Genomic DNA, 15,948 nt, shown 5'->3' on the forward strand with positions numbered 1-15,948 from the left:
CGCGCCGATATCCATGGGATCGGGGTTGTGTCGGTAGCGCTTGGTTGCCCCGCACAATTGCGTGGGCTACGCTCACAAAACCCAAGGGTTTCGGGCTTTTGCCCCTGTCGTACCTGCCCAGGACACACTTTTGCCATTCCCCACCCACGATCCTCATCAGGCCCCCGGCGCGCTCAAACGCTTGCCGCTGCGCAAAGCGGCGGCGCTGTTCATCGTTGCCGTGTGTCTGTGCCTGTTCGGTTTGCTCTACCTGCAACTGGAACAGTCGCGACAGCAGGATCTGGCGGTTGCGCAAACGTCCTCGGCCAACCTGACGCGGGCGATGGCGCAGCAGGCCGAAGACACGTTTCTCGCCGCCGACCTGGTGCTGACCAGCCTGGTCGACTGGATTGAGGACGACGGCTACGGCGCGGCGCAGAAACCGCGGTTGCAGAAAACCCTGGCGCGGCGCGTGCAGCAACTGGAGCAATTGCACGGGTTGTTCCTGTTCGACCGGGAAGGCCAGTGGCTCATCACCTCATTCCCCAATCTGCCACGGGGCAATGGCGTGGCCGATCGCGAATATTTCAAGTTCCATCAGCAGAATGTGTCGTCGGTGGCGCACATCGGCCCGGCGATTCGCAGCCGTGAAAACGGCGAGTGGATCATCCCGATCTCGAAACGCGTCAACGACCATGCCGGCAACTTTCAGGGCGTGCTGCTGGCCGGGATCAAGATGTCGTACTTCGACCGGTTCTTCAAAAGCTTCAGCCTCGACGACAACGGCACCATGTTCCTCGGCTTGACCGACGGCACCTTGCTGGCGCGTCGGCCGTTCGACGAGGGGCTGATCGGCACGTCCCTGGCGCAGGGCGAAATCTACCGCAAGCTGCTGCCCAACGCCTCGGCCGGCACCGCGATGATCGAATCGGTGGTCGATGGCGTGCCGCGTCTGTACGGGTATCGGCAATTGGGCAGTTACCCGTTGGTGGTTTCCGCGTCGACGTCCCGCGAGACCATTCTCGAGGGCTGGCAGGCGAGGGCGTTCCAGTCCAGCGTCATCGTTGCCCTGGTGATTCTCGGGGTCGGGCTGTTCGGCTGGGTGTTCATTCATCAGGTGCGCGATGGCGAGCGGATCGAGAAGAACCTGCGCAAGGCCCAACGCTCGCTGGAACAGATCGCCACCCACGACAGCCTGACCGGGCTGGCCAACCGGCGCTTGTTCGAGCGCTCCCTGGAAATCGAATTCGCCCGTGGCGCCCGGCAGTCGAGCCCGGTGAGCCTGATCATGCTCGATATCGATTTCTTCAAACGCTACAACGATGCCTACGGGCATGTGGCCGGTGATCACTGCCTGACCCAGGTTGCCCAGGTGTTGAAAAGCTGCTGCCAGCGCAAATCCGATCTGGCGGTGCGCTACGGCGGCGAGGAATTTGCTGTGCTGCTGCCGGACACCGACATCAACGGCGCCCTGGCGATTGCCGGGCAGATCCGTCGCAGCGTAATGGACAAGCACATCACCCACAGCGGCTCACCCACGGGTTATCTGACGGTAAGCCTGGGCTGCTATGCGTTTATCCCGGCCGGCAACGACAGCCCGGAACTGTTTATCCAACGGGCCGATGCGGCGCTGTATCAGGCGAAAAATGCCGGCCGCAACCGGGCGGCGGTGGTGACGCTGGATGGCGGTATCGGCGAGTTGCTGCGTTCGGATCGCTAAGCTGTCCCACAACTAAGCTGTCCCACCAATAACCTCCACAGCATTTCCGCCAAGGGGATTTCAGGCAGCCGCAGGCCGGGTACTCACCACGGCCTGCTCTTGTTCGTTCAGCCACCCGTCCCCCCGCCGGCGCCGCCCGTGCCGCCACCGGCCGCACCGGTGCCACCACCCGCTCCCGAACCCGAACCGCTGGCGCCGCCATTGGTGCCGGTGCCCGAACCTGGGCCGTCGGAGCTGTTGCCGCCGGAAGGGGAGCCGGGGGTGTTGTCGGGAGGCATTGTCGAGCCGCTGGTGGCGCCGGATTTTGTGCCTGTGGCATCGGCGCCGTCATTGGCGGCGAAACTGGCGGCGGATGCGCTGGCAAGCAGGCCGGCCAGCAATAAGGCAGTGAGTTTGCGCGTGATCATGGTGCGTCTCCGCAAAAGGGTATGTACCTGATATTGGTCTGGCGCGCAGAACCCGGGGTGCCGTCCGGATGACAGGCGGTCATCGCCTCATGCGCCGGCAGTGATCGAGTGGACTCCTCGTCTTCCGGGAGATTGGCTATTTGCCTGACCGGACTGCGGGACTAACGTAGCCACACATTCACTTCACATCCCCTGCCGGAGAGTCACCATGAAACCTCGTGTCGATTTCTACACCGCTTCCCCTGATGCCCTGAAGGCGATGATGGCCCTGGAAGGCGCCGTTTCGAAGCTGCCGCTGGAAAAGACCCTGATCGAACTGGTCAAGCTGCGTGCTTCGCAGATCAACGGCTGCGCCTTCTGCATCGACATGCACACCGCTGACGCCATCAAGGGTGGCGAGACGCCGCGTCGCCTGTTCGCCGTGACGGCCTGGCGTGAAGCGCCGTTCTTCAGCGACCGTGAGCGCGCCGCGTTGCTGTGGACCGAGTCGCTGACCCAACTGAGCCTGACCCACGCGCCGGATGAAGACTACGAAACCGTCGCCGCCCAGTTCTCGCCCAAGGAAATGGTCGACCTGACCGTGGCGATCAGCACCATCAACAGCTGGAACCGTCTGGCGGTGGGCTTCCGCAAAACCCCGCAGGCCTGACAGCAGTCCCGGTCCCTGTGGTTGATCCACAGGGACGCGATGGGTGTAGGAAAATGTTGCATTTGTGTTGCCGAGGCTCGGGGTTTCTCTGGTACTCGGCATGGCGATTTGCAAGCCCCTGACCCGGACACCGATCAATTATGGGGATTGATGGGGCAGGGCCACGGCGCCGCAGACCCTGGTTTGTCCCTGGCTGACAGGGGCGAAATTGACCTTCACAGCCTGCCGCAAAAGCCCTCGGGGAAACCCTGATGACCTGCAAATTGCTGGCACAACGACTGGCGATTCGAGCAAAAACGGCATTTGTTTAATAAATGTAATGGCTGTTTAAAGAACCTTGCAATTTGCACGAAGCACTCTGACTATCACTGACAGTGATGGAGTTGTATTTCGTCTGTTGATAGCAAGGATTCCGCGTGCTCTATTCGTTTCACGCTGTTTTACGTCGTCCTTCCATGTCCTGCCGGTTGTTTTCGGCGTTTGTGTTGAGTGCGCTGCAATGGCCTCTTCACGCGGCCGAACCTGCATCTCCAGGCCAGGAAGTGCTGCGCCAGCAGCAACAGCAGCAACGGGATCTGCAACAACTGCAAATGGAACAGCGTCGCCGGCAACTGGAGCGCGGCGCATTCGGCCCCACGCCCGCCACACCGGCGATTCCCGCCCATGTCATTCCGGATGAACGCTGCTGGCCCCTGAGCGGGACGCGCATCGGCGGTGTGACGCTGATCAATAGTGACAAACTCAACGTCCGCATCAAGCCGTTGCTGGCGCCGTGCATGGGTGTCGGCCAGATCAATCATCTGCTGGCCACGATCACTGCGATGTATGTGGAAAAGGGCTACATCGCCAGTCGCCCATACCTGAGCAGTGCGCCGGCGGCGGGGCAGTCGCTGGACATCGTGGTCGACGAGGGCTACATCGAGTCGATCGAGTTGGCCGACCAGAGCCTGCCGGTATCCCTCGGCGGAGCGTTTCCGGGCATGCTCGGCCAGCCGTTGAACCTGCGCGACCTGGAGCAGGGCCTGGACCAGTTGAACCGTCTGCGCTCCCTCGATCTCACCGCCGACATCGCCCCCGGCAGCCAGCCCGGCGCTTCAAGAATCATCCTGCGCTCGCGGACATCCGGGCAGTCACGTTGGGCGTTGGGCCTGGGCGCCGATAACCTCGGCAGCGCCAGCACCGGGCGCGACCGCGACACCTTGAGCCTGACCCTCGACAGCCCACTGGAACTCAACGATTTGTTGAGTCTCAGCGCCAGCGACACCCTCAATCAGGGTGATCGCTACAGTCGCAACGCCAGCCTCTACTACGCCATTCCCTACGGTTACTGGACGTTCAGCACGTTTGCCAGCCACGCCGAATACCGCGCGCCGTTCAAGCTGCCCAGCACCACGCTGTACAGCACCGGCCTCACCGATCAACTGAGCCTGCGCGCCGACCGCGTGTTGTGGCGCGACCAGAGCCATCAGCTCAGCGCCAACCTGCAACTGGCGCACAAGGATGTCGACAGCTATCTGGAGAATGTCCGGCTCGGCATCCAGAGCCCGACCCTGACCGTGGCCGAAGCCGGACTCAACCTGTTCTGGCTCGACCGCGCGGTATGGAACCTCGACGTCAACTACGCCCAGGGCCTGCGTTGGCTGGGCGCCGATGACGACGGCCAGCGCCAGGTCAGCAACTTGCCCAAGGCACAGTTTCGCAAGTACCGCGCCGGCCTCAGCCAATGGCGCAACGGCCAGTTCGGCACCCAGGCCTGGCAATGGCAGAGCCAGCTCAACCTGCAATACAGCCCCGACCCGTTGCCGGCCATCGAACAACTGCTCGGCACCGACGATTCCGCCGTGCGCGGTTACCGGGTCAGCAGTCTGTCCGGCGCCAGCGGCGCGATCTGGAGCAACACTTTGCGTCTGCCGCTGCACCGCGAATGGCCGGTACAGGTCACGCCACGGCTGGGCCTCGACCACGGCTGGATCAAGGCCGATCACGGCACCGAGGGCAAGCGCCTGAGCGGTGCCAGCGTCGGACTCAACCTGGCCTGGCAGAACCTGCAAGTGGACGTCGATTACCAACGCAGCCTCAACACCCCCAGCGGCCTGCACCACGAGCCCGAGGCCTGGCTGATGCGGATCGGCCTGCAGATATGAATACAAAGGCAACCCACCAGCCGGCGGATCTGAGCGCGACAGCCCCGGCCTTCATCCCAACGCGCAGCGTGACGCCGTACTTACATGGAGAGTGACTTATGTCAGTGAACACCTTTGCGTTTCATCTTTCCCCTCGGGGCAAACTGCGCTGGGCGATCAGCAGCCTGTTCATCGCCGCCATTCCAGCGGCGCTGGCCGGCGGTGTCGTCGTCGCACCGGGGCCTGGCGGCACGGCACAATTGCAGACCCAGGGCGGCGTGCCGATCGTCAACATCGTCGCGCCGAACGGCGCCGGGCTGTCGCACAACCAGTTCCTCGACTACAACGTCGACCGTCAGGGCCTGGTGTTGAACAACGCCTTGCAGGCCGGGCAATCGCAACTGGCCGGACAACTGGCGGCCAACCCGCAACTGCAGGGCCAGGCCGCGAGCGTGATCCTCAACGAAGTGATCAGCCGCAACCCCTCGGCCATCAACGGCGCCCAGGAAATCTTCGGTCGCGCCGCCGATTACGTGCTCGCCAACCCGAACGGCATCTCGGTCAACGGCGGCAGTTTCATCAACACGCCGAATGCCAATCTGGTGGTCGGCCGTCCCGAGTTGAACGACGGCAAACTGCAAGGCCTGAACACCCGTGATGCCAGCGGCCAGCTGCAGATTCAGGGCGGCGGGCTGACCAACCGCGAAGGCTCGATCAACCTGATCGCGCCGCGCATCGACAGCCAGGGCAGCCTCGCGGCACGGGATCAACTGAACCTCACCGTCGGCCGCAACCAGGTGGATTACCCTAGCGGTCAGGTCAAAACCGTGGACCCGGCGGGCCACACCGCCGATCAACGGATCGACGCCAGCCTGTTCGGTGCGATGCAGGCCGGACGCATCAACATCGTCAGCACCGCTGAAGGCGCGGGCGTGAAAGTCGGCGCGGTACAAGTGGCGGGGCACGACGGGGTGCAGATTCGTTCGGCCGGCGACCTGAGTGTCAGCGGCAAGGCTGTGCCCGACAGCCTCGACGTGACTCGCGCGGGGATCCGCAGCAGTCACGGTGACGTCGGCCTGCACAGCGGCAAGGATCTGACGCTCGCCGCTGCCGATGTCAGCGGTCGCGACGTCACGGTCGACGCCAAACGCAACCTGACCCTGACCACCGTCGAAAGCCGCAAACTCCAGGAACAGCGCGAGAACTGGAGCAACAGCACGATAGGCATCACCTGGGAAACCTATGATCGCGTCGAGACCGACAGCGATTCCCGCCAGCATGGCAGCCAGATCGTCGCCAGCCGCGATGCGCAGTTGTCGTCCGGCAAGGACACCGAACTGCAAGCCGCCAAGGTTGAGGCGGCGAACAAGCTGAGCGTGCAAAGTGGCGGCGATCTGCGTCTGACCGCTGCCACCGAAACCCACACCAAAACCGACAAGGGCGACCATCGCAAGCATCTCTGGAAAGCCAACTGGAACAACAGCAGCGAAGAGCAGCGCAGCGTCACCAGCCAGTTGAAGGGCGGCAACATCGCCCTGCAGACCGCCGCGCTGTTGCGCGCTGAAGGCGCCGAGCTGAGCAGCGCCGGTGACCTGAATCTGGCTGGCAAACAGGTGGAAATCACCACCGCCACCCGCACCAACCGCAGCAGCGACAACCGCTATTCCGGCGATCTGGTGGGCGGTGGTTTCTTCGGCAAGACCGGCGACGCCGACAAGGGCCAGACCCAGCACACCGGCAGCAAGATCAACGCCGCCGGCAAACTGGTGGTCAAGGCCGACGATGTGCGTATCAGCGGCAGTCAGGTACGCGGTGCCAGGGACGCCAGCGTGATCAGCGACAACGGCTCGCTGGTGATTGATGGCGTACAGGACACCTCACACAGCAATCAGCACGACAAGGACAGCAAGTTCTTCGGTGTCGCCAAGGACGAATCACGGCAGAACACCCAGGACAGCACCACCGTGCGCAGCGAACTGGCCTCCGACAGCAATCTCAAGCTCAAGAGCGCCAGGGACATCGAAGTGGCAGGTTCCACGGTCAAGGCCGGTGGTTCGCTGACGGCGGAGGCGGCGGGGGATGTGAACGTGCATTCGACGCAGAACACCCACGACAGCAGCACCACCAGCGAGTCCCGTGGCTTTGATCTCTACGCCAAGGAGAACACCGCCGAGCAGTACCGCGCGGGTGTGCACTACGAGGACAAAAAGCAGACGGTTACCGCCAATGACGTCACTCACCAAGGCTCCAGCCTCAGCGGTGGCAGCGTGCAGGTACAGGCCGGTGGCGATCTGACGATCAAGGGCGGCGAGGTGAAGTCCACCGCTGGCGACACCACCCTCGGCGGCAAGAATGTTGCGTTGCTGGCCGAGCAGGACAGCCACCAGACGTCTGACGAACAGCGCAGCACTGGCGGCGGTTTGTATGTCAGCGGCGGTCTCGACCGGGCTGGCGTCGGCGTCGATTTCGCTCATGTCACTTCGAAAGACACCTCCAGCAAAACCACGGCGCAGACCACCAGCGTGCAGAGCAGCGGCGGCCTGACCATCAATGCCGACAAACTCACCACCGAAGGCGCGCAACTCAAGGCCGACAGCGGTCTGCACGTCGCCGCCAACGAAGTGGACAACCGCGCGGCCAGCAACACCGAAAGCAACTCCCACGACAGCAGCAACTGGTCGGCGGACATTGGCGTCAACGCCGAGTACAAGGACATCGCCCGACCGGTGGCTGGCGTGGTCAAAGAAGTACTCGACGGCAAGCTGCCGGACAAGGATGCGCTGGGCAAACTGGGCCAGCCGAACCTGGGTGTCGACGTGGCGATCGGTCACGCCGGCAGCGGCAAGACAGAGCAGGCCAGCAACGCGGTGGTCAGCCGTTTCGATGGCGGCAGCGTGGATGTGAATGTCGCCGGAACCTTGCACGATCAAGGCACCCGGTACAACGCCAGCGCCGGCCAGGTGAATATCGGCGCGGACAAACTGGTCGCCGACGCCGCGAGCAACACCCACAGCAGCCGTGATAAATCGGTGGACGCCAAGGTCGACGTGCGGGTCTACACCAAGACCGGTGAAGACCTGAACATCGCCGGCAGTGGCGCGGGCGGCAGCAGCCAGACCCGCAAGGACGAGAGCACGGCAGTGGTCGGTGGTTATGCCGGTAGCCAGGGGGTGAACATCAAGGTCGGCGGCGACGCGCAGTTCGAAGGCAGCCGTTTCGACGGTGGGCAGGGCGGCGTGAGCATCAAGACCGGCGGCGATCTGGCGCTGAATCAGGCCAATGACCGCCAGACCAGCGACAGCTCCAGCCTGCGCGGCGATGGCTCGCTGACGGTCGGCACCTTGCCCGGCACTGACGGCACCAACGTCGATCTCGGCGCCGGGTTCCAGCTCGACCACACCGGCAAGCGGACTGAAGACAGCCAGGCGCAGGCCGCGAGCATTTCCGCCAACGGCCCGGTGCAACTGAGCAGCGGCGGCAATCAGGTTCAGCAGGGCACGAAAGTCGACAGCGCTGGCGCCATCGATGTGCAGGCCGGCGGCAAGCTCGATCTGCAAGCGGCGACCGACAGCCATGTCGCCACCGGCAGCAATCTGGGCGGCGGTCTGAAGGCCGGCGGCAGCAAGACCAGCAGCGAGAAGAGCCTCGACAAGGGCGGCAATCTGAACGCCAGTTTCAACATCGGTCGGGTCGACGAAAACACCCAGACCCTGACCGGCGGACAGTTGAACAGCCAGAGCGGGATAGCGCTGAGTGGTGATTCGGTTCATCTGCAAGGCACTCAGGTCAGCGGGCCGAAGGTGAGTGTCGATGCGCAGAAGGGCGGCCTTGTGATGGAGTCGGCGCAGTCCACGGAAAGTCGCAACAACTGGAACGTCGCCCTGAATGCCGGTGGCAATCTGAGCAGCAGCACACCGACCGCTGAAGACGAAAAGCCGAGCAGCGACCACGGCTTCAATGCCGGTGCCAAGGTTGGCGTGGACTATCTGCAAGCCACCACGCAGCAGAACAGCCAGATCAAGGCTGACAGCGTGGCGCTCAACAGCGCCGGCGATGCGCAACTGGCCGGGGCGCGGATCGACGGTAAAACCGTCACCGGTCAGGTGTCCGGTGATCTGACGGTGGAAAGCCGCCAGGACTCGAAAACCGAAGCCAAAGTCGACGTGGACCTGGGCATCACCGGCAAGAAAAAGCCGGCGGACGACAAGGGGCAACTCGCCGGCACCGACTACAAACCGACGCTCAAGGCCCAGGGCGAATACACCCGCAAGGACAGCGTGGGGCAGGCCTCGGGCATCAGCGGCAGTCAGGGTGTGAAGCTCACGGTCGACGGCGCCACGCGACTGGTGGGGGCGCGGATTTCGTCGACGGCGGGGCAGGTTGATCTTGGCGACTCCAGCGTCAGCAGCAGCGACCTGAGCAACCGCGATGCCGGGTTCAAGGCCGGGCTGGATCTGCCGCAGAAAACCGAAGAAAACGCCCCCAAGGTGTCCTTCGAAAACGGCAACCTGAAAGTCGGCCCGGTCACCGTCAGCGGTCACTTCGACAGCCAGACGCTCCAGGCCGGCATCGACGAAAGAGGCTGAAAGCCTAACGGTGGATGTGCCCCAATCCACATCCACCTCTACTCCAATGTGGGAGCCGGGCTTGCCCGCGAAGGCGGTGGCTCAGTCACTGCAAAGTTGCCTGAGCCACCGCTTTCGCGAGCAAGCCCACACAGGTATCTCGCTCCAGATCGCAGCCCCTCACCCTAGCCCTCTCCCGGGGGAGAGGGGACCGATCGGGGGATGTTCGGGAAGATCGCCAGCCTTGAAGTGCATGGCTGAATCCATAATCGGCGCAGGCGTTCAGGTCGACGTGTAACGCCAGACACCTCGGTCGGCGCCCTCTCCCTTGGGAGATGGCTGGGGTGAGGGGGAGCGGTTGACACCGATCCAATGGGGGTGATGTGCGGCGGGGGGGCTTGACAGCTCTGCGATACTGGAAGCGATCCCATCACCACGCAAAGGAAAGTGCTCCATGCGCAATGACGAACTCAAGGCCTTGTTCGACCAGCAGTCCGCCGTCTACGACAAGCAATGGGCCGGCATGGCCCCGATCCGCGATGCGCTGTACATGTTGCTGGATTCGGTATTCGCCGGTCTGCCGGAAAACGCGCGGATCCTCTGTGTCGGCGTGGGCACCGGTGTCGAGCTGGCCCACTTGGCGGGGCAATTCCCCGGCTGGCGATTCACCGCCGTCGACCCCTCGGGCGCGATGCTCAATGTCTGCCGCGAGCGAGCGGCGCAGGGCGGCTTCCTTTCCCGTTGCGATTTTCATGAGGGCTATCTTGATACGCTGCCCACCGGCCCCGGCCATGACGGCGCGACCTGTTTTCTGGTGTCGCAGTTTTTGCTCGAGCCGCAGGCGCGCACCGCGTTCTTCCGGGAGATTGCCGATCGGCTCGTCCCCGGTGCGATCCTGGCGAACGCCGACCTCGCCTCTGACACCGAATCACCCGCCTATGAAGCGCTGCTGCGCAACTGGATGACGCTGATGTCATCGGCTCAGGTGCCGCCGGCAATGCTGGAACGCGCGCGTGCCGCCTATGCCAAGGATGTGGCGATTGTTCCGTCAGCGCAGGTTGCCGGTCTGATAGAGGCGGCGGGGTTTACGGCGCCGGTGCAGTTTTTCCAGGCTGGTTTGATGCATGGCTGGTTCTGCACGCGCAAACCATAGATCAAGAGCTTCGTCGGCCTCTCCGAGGAATGCATTGCTTCGGCTTAATAGGAAGCATTACTATTCACGCCCCTTTCCACAGCACGCCGCAATGATCCCCATGCTGCCTCGCAGACCCGGCTTTCTCGAGCATTACGAAGAGTTGATCGGCACCTGGACCCGACGCCTGCGCAATCGTCAGCAGGCCGAGGATCTGGCGCACGACACCTTTGTGCGGGTGCTCGAGTCGGATGCTTCGGCGGTGCAGCAGCCACGGGCGTATCTGCACCAGACCGCGCGCAATATCGCGGTGGATGGTTACCGGCGTGAGGATCGGCGAGGCGCCATGGAGTCGGAGGCGATCGATCTCAGTGAGTCGCCAACCGGTGACCCGGAGCATTACATGCATGCGATCCAGTTGGCCGACTCCATCGAACGGGCGCTCACCGAGCTTCCGGTCAACTGCCGGCGGATTTTCGTCTGGCAGAAGATCGAAGGCCTGACCCAGGCGGAAATCGCCGAACGCCTGGGACTGTCCAAGAACATGGTCGAAAAGTATATGATCCGCACCCTGCGGCATTTGCGCGATCGTCTGGACGGGTTGCAATCATGAGCGGCCGCGCCTTTTCATCCCCAGCCAAACAGGACATTCCATGATGGATACTCGTGATTGTGCGTGCGGGCAAACAACGGTGCGCGATGACGCGGCTCGCTGGTTTGTGCGTTTGCAGGAGCCGGCCGTCAGTGCCGACGAGCAACAGCGTTTCGACGTCTGGCTGAACGAACACCCGCAGCACCGCGACGAGTTCCAGTTGCTGCAAGGCCTGTGGAGCGCTGCTGACCTGCTGCCGGCGCCACGCCTGCAAGCCCTTGTCGACACCCCGCCCGGTCGTCGCGAGCGTCGTCCGCTGCTGCGTTACGCGGTGGCCGCCAGCGTGCTGGCGGTGGCGCTCGGGCTGGGGTTGTTCAGCGGTCTGAACCACCCGCAGGGCTACAGCGCCGAATTCGCCACGGCCCTGGGTGAGCGCAGGCACGTAGCGCTGCCGGACGGTTCGGTGATCGATCTCAACAGCCGCAGCCGTTTGCAGGTGCGTTTCGAGAAGGATCGCCGGCTCATCGAACTGGCTGAAGGCGAAGCCATGTTCAGCGTCGAGCACGACACCTCGCGGCCGTTTGTGGTCGAGGCCGGCAATGGCAAGGTCACGGTCACCGGTACGCGTTTCGACGTGCGTCGCGACGTCACGCAAACGCGGGTCGCGGTGGAGCAGGGCACGGTCAAGGTGCAGGGGCGCAATGCACCCGACAGCCAGTTCATCAGCCTGACCGCTGGCCTGGGCACGCATATCGACGCCAATGGTGTGGTGGCGTCGGCCTATGCGGTCAACCCGGCGGAACTGACCGCCTGGCGCAGCGGCAAACTGGTGTTCAACAACGCCAGCCTCAGCGAAGTCGCGGCGGAAGTTTCCCGTTATCGCGACAAGCCGTTGAAGGTCGCCAACCCGACCGTGGCCAGTCTGCGCCTGACCAGCGTGTTCAAATCCGACAACACCGACGCCTTGCTCAAGGCCTTGCCGAGCATCCTGCCGGTGGCCGTGCGCACCCTCGCCGACGGCAGTCAGGAAATAATTTCAAAATAAAATTCAGGTTTTTTTCGAGTTCGTCGTCTTCCTGTTCAACTGCAACTGGTTTGCATTAACAGCCGCACACTCTTGCGATCCACAGGACTACGTTCGACGTGAAAAACTCCACCGCCAAAAACAAAAAATCCCCTTGGTTGCCGCTGGCGCTCGCGCTGGCGGTCAATGCTGCCGTGCCGCTGGCATTTGCTGCCGACGCCATCCATATCCGCGCGCAGCCGCTGGGTCAGGCCCTGAGCGAGCTGGGTCAGCAAACCTCGTTGCAGGTGTTTTTCAGCCCGGACCTGGTCGCCGGCAAACAGGCGCCGGCGGTGGACGGCAATCTCTCTGCGGAGCAGGCCCTGCGCGAGTTGCTGCAAGGCAGCGGTCTGGATTACCAGATCAACGAAGGTTCGGTGACCCTGTCGCCCGCCGCGACTTCCGCCGCCAATGGGCCTCTGGAGCTGGGCGTGACCGACATCAAGGTGGTCGGCGACTGGCTGGGTGACGCCGACGCCGCCGTGGTGCAGAACCACCCGGGCGCCCGTACCGTGATCCGCCGTGAAGCGATGGTCGAGCAGGGCGCGATGAACGTCGGTGACGTGCTGCGTCGCGTGCCGGGCGTGCAGGTGCAGGAAGCCAACGGCACCGGCGGCAGCGACATTTCGCTGAACGTCGGCGTGCGCGGCCTGACGTCGCGCCTGTCACCACGCTCCACCGTGCTGATCGACGGCGTGCCGGCCGCGTTTGCGCCATACGGCCAGCCGCAACTGTCGATGGCGCCGATTTCGTCCGGCAACCTCGACAGCATCGACGTGGTACGTGGCGCCGGTTCCGTGCGTTATGGGCCGCAGAACGTCGGCGGGGTAATCAACTTCGTCACCCGCGCGATCCCGGAAAAAACCACCGGTGAAATCGGCACCACCCTGGAAACCTCCCAGCACGGTGGCTGGAAGCACATCGACACCGCGTTTCTCGGCGGCACCGCCGACAACGGCATCGGCATGGCGCTGTTGTACTCCGGCGTCAACGGCAACGGTTACCGCGAGCGCAACAACGGCAACGACATCGACGACGTGTTGCTCAAGACCCACTGGGCACCGACCGATCAGGACGATTTCAGCCTCAATTTCCACTACTACGACGCCAGCGCCGACATGCCCGGCGGCCTGACGCAGAAGCAGTACGACGATAAGCCGTTCCAGTCCGACCGCGACTACGACAACTTCAGCGGCCGCCGCAAGGATGTCTCGTTCAAGTGGATCCGCCAGATCGACGAACGCACCCAGGCTGAAGTGCTGACCTATTACACCGACAGCTTTCGCGGCAGCACCATTGCCGCCCGCGATCAGAAAACCCTCAGCTCGTTCCCACGCTCGTATTACACCCTCGGTATCGAGCCGCGTGTGTCGCGTGTATTCGACGTCGGTCCGACCACTCAGGAGGTCAGCGTCGGTTATCGCTACCTGAAAGAGGCGATGCACGAACAGTCGAGCCGTCTGGCGCTGGTCAATAACGAGCCGGTGGTCACCAAGACGTCCGACGGCCATGTGTTCCAGGATCGCACCGGCGGCACCGAGGCCAATTCGGTCTACATCGACAACAAGATCGATGTCGGCAACTGGACCATCACGCCGGGCATCCGTTTCGAACACATTAGCACCGACTGGCACGACCGCGCCGTGCTCGACACTGCCGGCAAGCGCGTGCCGGAGAAAAACCGCAGCATCGAGAGCAACGAACCGCTGCCGGCCCTGAGCGTGATGTATCACTTGTCGGACGCGTGGAAGCTGTTCGCCAACTACGAAACCTCGTTCGGCAGCCTGCAATACTTCCAGCTCGGCCAGGGCGGCTCGGGTGATCAGACCGCCAACGGCCTGGAGCCGGAGAAGGCCAAGACCTACGAGATCGGTACGCGCTACAACGATGACGTGTGGGGCGGGGAAGTGACGCTGTTCTACATCGACTTCGATGACGAACTGCAATACATCAGCAACGATGTGGGCTGGACCAACCTCGGCGCGACCAAGCACCAGGGCATCGAAGCGTCGGTGCATTACGACATGGCGGCGCTGGACCCACGCCTTGATGGCCTGACCGCCAACGCCGGTTTCACCTACACCCGCGCCACCTATGAAGGCGAGATTCCGGGCTTCAAGGGCCGTGACCTGCCGTTCTATTCGCGTCAGGTGGCGACGGTCGGCCTGCGTTACGACATCAACCGCTGGACCTACAACATCGACGGGTTCGCCCAGTCCAAGCAGCGCTCGCCAGGCACCGGGGTCAACGCCGACGGCAGTTTCAACGGCAACTACATCACCGAAGGCACGGCGGACGGGCAGTATGGCGACATTCCGGGCTACGTGACCTGGAACGTGCGCGGCGGCTATGACTTCGGTTCGCAGCTGTCGAACCTGAAACTCGGCGCCGGGGTGAAGAACATCTTCGACAAGCAGTACTTCACCCGCTCCAGCGACAACAACTCGGGGATCTACGTCGGCACGCCGCGTACGTTCTTCGTACAGGCCAGCGTCGGTTTCTGATCACGCTGGAGGATCGTTCCCGCGCCGTGCGTGGGAGCGATCCTCAAACCTTCAGCACTTTCCCGCCAATCGCCACTGCCACCAGCAGCACGGCCATCAACCCGAAGGCAAAGCTCAGGCTGCTGGCGTGGGCGACAAAGCCGATCACCGCCGGCCCCGCCAGAATCCCCGCATAACCCAACGTCGTGATCGCCGGCACCGCGATGCTTTCCGGCATCACCGTCTGCTTGCCTACCGCCGTGTACAGCACCGGCACGATGTTCGAACACCCGGCGCCGACCAAGGCATAACCGAACAGCGCGGCTTGCCAGCTCGGGGCGAAGGTGGCCAGAAACAAACCGGCCGCCGCCGTCAGTCCGCCAAACAGAATGATCCGCGTGGCGCCCAGACGCCGGACGATGCGGTCACCCATCAAACGTCCTGCAGTCATGGTCAGGGCAAACGCTGCGTAACCCAGCCCGGCATACGCGGTGTCGATGCCGCGCTCCTCGGTGAGGAACACCGCGCTCCAGTCCAGCGCCGCGCCTTCGGTGAGGAACACGATGAAGCACATGCCGCCGATGAACAGGACGATCCCGTGGGGCACCGCGAACGCCGGACCCGAGCTTTCACTGCCGTAAGGCAACATGTGTGGCACCGCTTTGAACAGCGCCGCGATCAGCAGCGCGATCACCACCAGCATCGCCGCCAGGGGCGACAGGCCGAGGCCGAGTAGGGCACTGACGCCCGCCGCGCCGACAATCCCGCCGAGGCTGAACAAGCCGTGGAAGCCCGACATCATGTTCTTGCCGCTGGCGCGCTCGACGATCACCGCTTGCAGGTTGACCGTCGAATCCACCGTGCCCAGCCCGGCGCCGAACATGAACAGCGTGGCGATCAACGCCGGGATCGACGACACCGTCGCCAGCAGCGGCAGCGCCGCGCAGATCAGCAAGGTGCCACCGGTCGCTACCCGCCGACAGCCGAAGCGCGTGGCGAGAATCCCCGCCAGCGGCATCGCCAGAATCGAGCCGACACCCAGGCACAACAGCAGCAGCCCCAACGTCCCTTCATCGAGCCCGGCCCGCGCCTTGGCATACGGCACCAAGGGCGCCCACGCGGCGATGCCGAGCCCGGCGATGAAGAAGGCGATGCGCGTGGACATCTGTTGCAGGCGTCCGGGAATGAACGTGTCTTGGGTGTTGAGGCTGGTCATATCGATCCTTGGCAAAAAA

General features: G+C 63.5%; 10 protein-coding genes. 8 read left to right on the forward strand and 2 right to left on the reverse strand.

What is annotated here, in order from left to right; genetic code table 11:
* Positions 1-130: 130 nt before the first annotated feature.
* The gene (locus N8H74_RS24060) at positions 131-1,699 is read left to right on the forward strand and encodes a diguanylate cyclase (RefSeq protein WP_262150836.1); all 1,569 of its coding nucleotides are present in this window, start codon (positions 131-133) and stop codon (positions 1,697-1,699) included.
* Positions 1,700-1,806: 107 nt separating this feature from the next.
* On the opposite strand, the gene N8H74_RS24065 is transcribed toward N8H74_RS24060, so the two are convergent.
* Positions 1,807-2,106, reverse strand: a complete 300-nt coding sequence (locus N8H74_RS24065; protein WP_217831651.1) for a hypothetical protein — start codon at positions 2,104-2,106, stop codon at positions 1,807-1,809.
* 208 nt (positions 2,107-2,314) lie between these two features.
* On the opposite strand from N8H74_RS24065, the gene N8H74_RS24070 reads away from it, so the two are divergent.
* From N8H74_RS24070 to N8H74_RS24100, 7 genes are all read left to right on the forward strand, one after another.
* A complete protein-coding gene (locus N8H74_RS24070) occupies positions 2,315-2,755 on the forward strand; it encodes a carboxymuconolactone decarboxylase family protein (RefSeq protein WP_217831652.1) in 441 nt (146 codons plus the stop codon).
* Positions 2,756-3,171: 416 nt separating this feature from the next.
* Positions 3,172-4,899 carry a ShlB/FhaC/HecB family hemolysin secretion/activation protein gene (locus N8H74_RS24075; RefSeq protein WP_262150839.1) on the forward strand — a complete coding sequence of 576 codons (1,728 nt, stop codon included), beginning with the start codon at positions 3,172-3,174 and terminating at the stop codon, positions 4,897-4,899.
* A 98-nt stretch (positions 4,900-4,997) separates the two neighbouring features.
* A complete protein-coding gene (locus tag N8H74_RS24080) occupies positions 4,998-9,464 on the forward strand; it encodes a hemagglutinin repeat-containing protein (protein ID WP_262150841.1) in 4,467 nt (1,488 codons plus the stop codon).
* 433 nt (positions 9,465-9,897) lie between these two features.
* Positions 9,898-10,596 (forward strand): class I SAM-dependent methyltransferase, encoded by a 699-nt coding sequence (locus N8H74_RS24085; protein ID WP_262150843.1) that lies wholly within the window; start codon positions 9,898-9,900, stop codon positions 10,594-10,596.
* A gap of 91 nt (positions 10,597-10,687) precedes the next feature.
* Positions 10,688-11,188, forward strand: coding sequence for a sigma-70 family RNA polymerase sigma factor (locus N8H74_RS24090; RefSeq protein ID WP_217831655.1), 501 nt, complete (start codon positions 10,688-10,690; stop codon positions 11,186-11,188).
* A 40-nt stretch (positions 11,189-11,228) separates the two neighbouring features.
* Positions 11,229-12,212: a FecR family protein gene (locus tag N8H74_RS24095; protein ID WP_262150845.1), complete on the forward strand. Its 984-nt coding sequence runs from the start codon at positions 11,229-11,231 to the stop codon at positions 12,210-12,212.
* 98 nt (positions 12,213-12,310) lie between these two features.
* Positions 12,311-14,734, forward strand: a complete 2,424-nt coding sequence (locus N8H74_RS24100) for a TonB-dependent receptor (RefSeq protein WP_262150847.1) — start codon at positions 12,311-12,313, stop codon at positions 14,732-14,734.
* 43 nt (positions 14,735-14,777) lie between these two features.
* Here the strand turns inward: N8H74_RS24100 and N8H74_RS24105 are convergent, their stop codons facing one another.
* On the reverse strand, positions 14,778-15,929 hold the full coding sequence (locus N8H74_RS24105) for an MFS transporter (protein ID WP_262150849.1): 1,152 nt from the start codon (positions 15,927-15,929) through the stop codon (positions 14,778-14,780).
* Positions 15,930-15,948: the final 19 nt, after the last annotated feature.

It is taken from the genome of Pseudomonas sp. B2M1-30, assembly GCF_025447575.1.
GTDB lineage: Bacteria > Pseudomonadota > Gammaproteobacteria > Pseudomonadales > Pseudomonadaceae > Aquipseudomonas > Aquipseudomonas botevensis.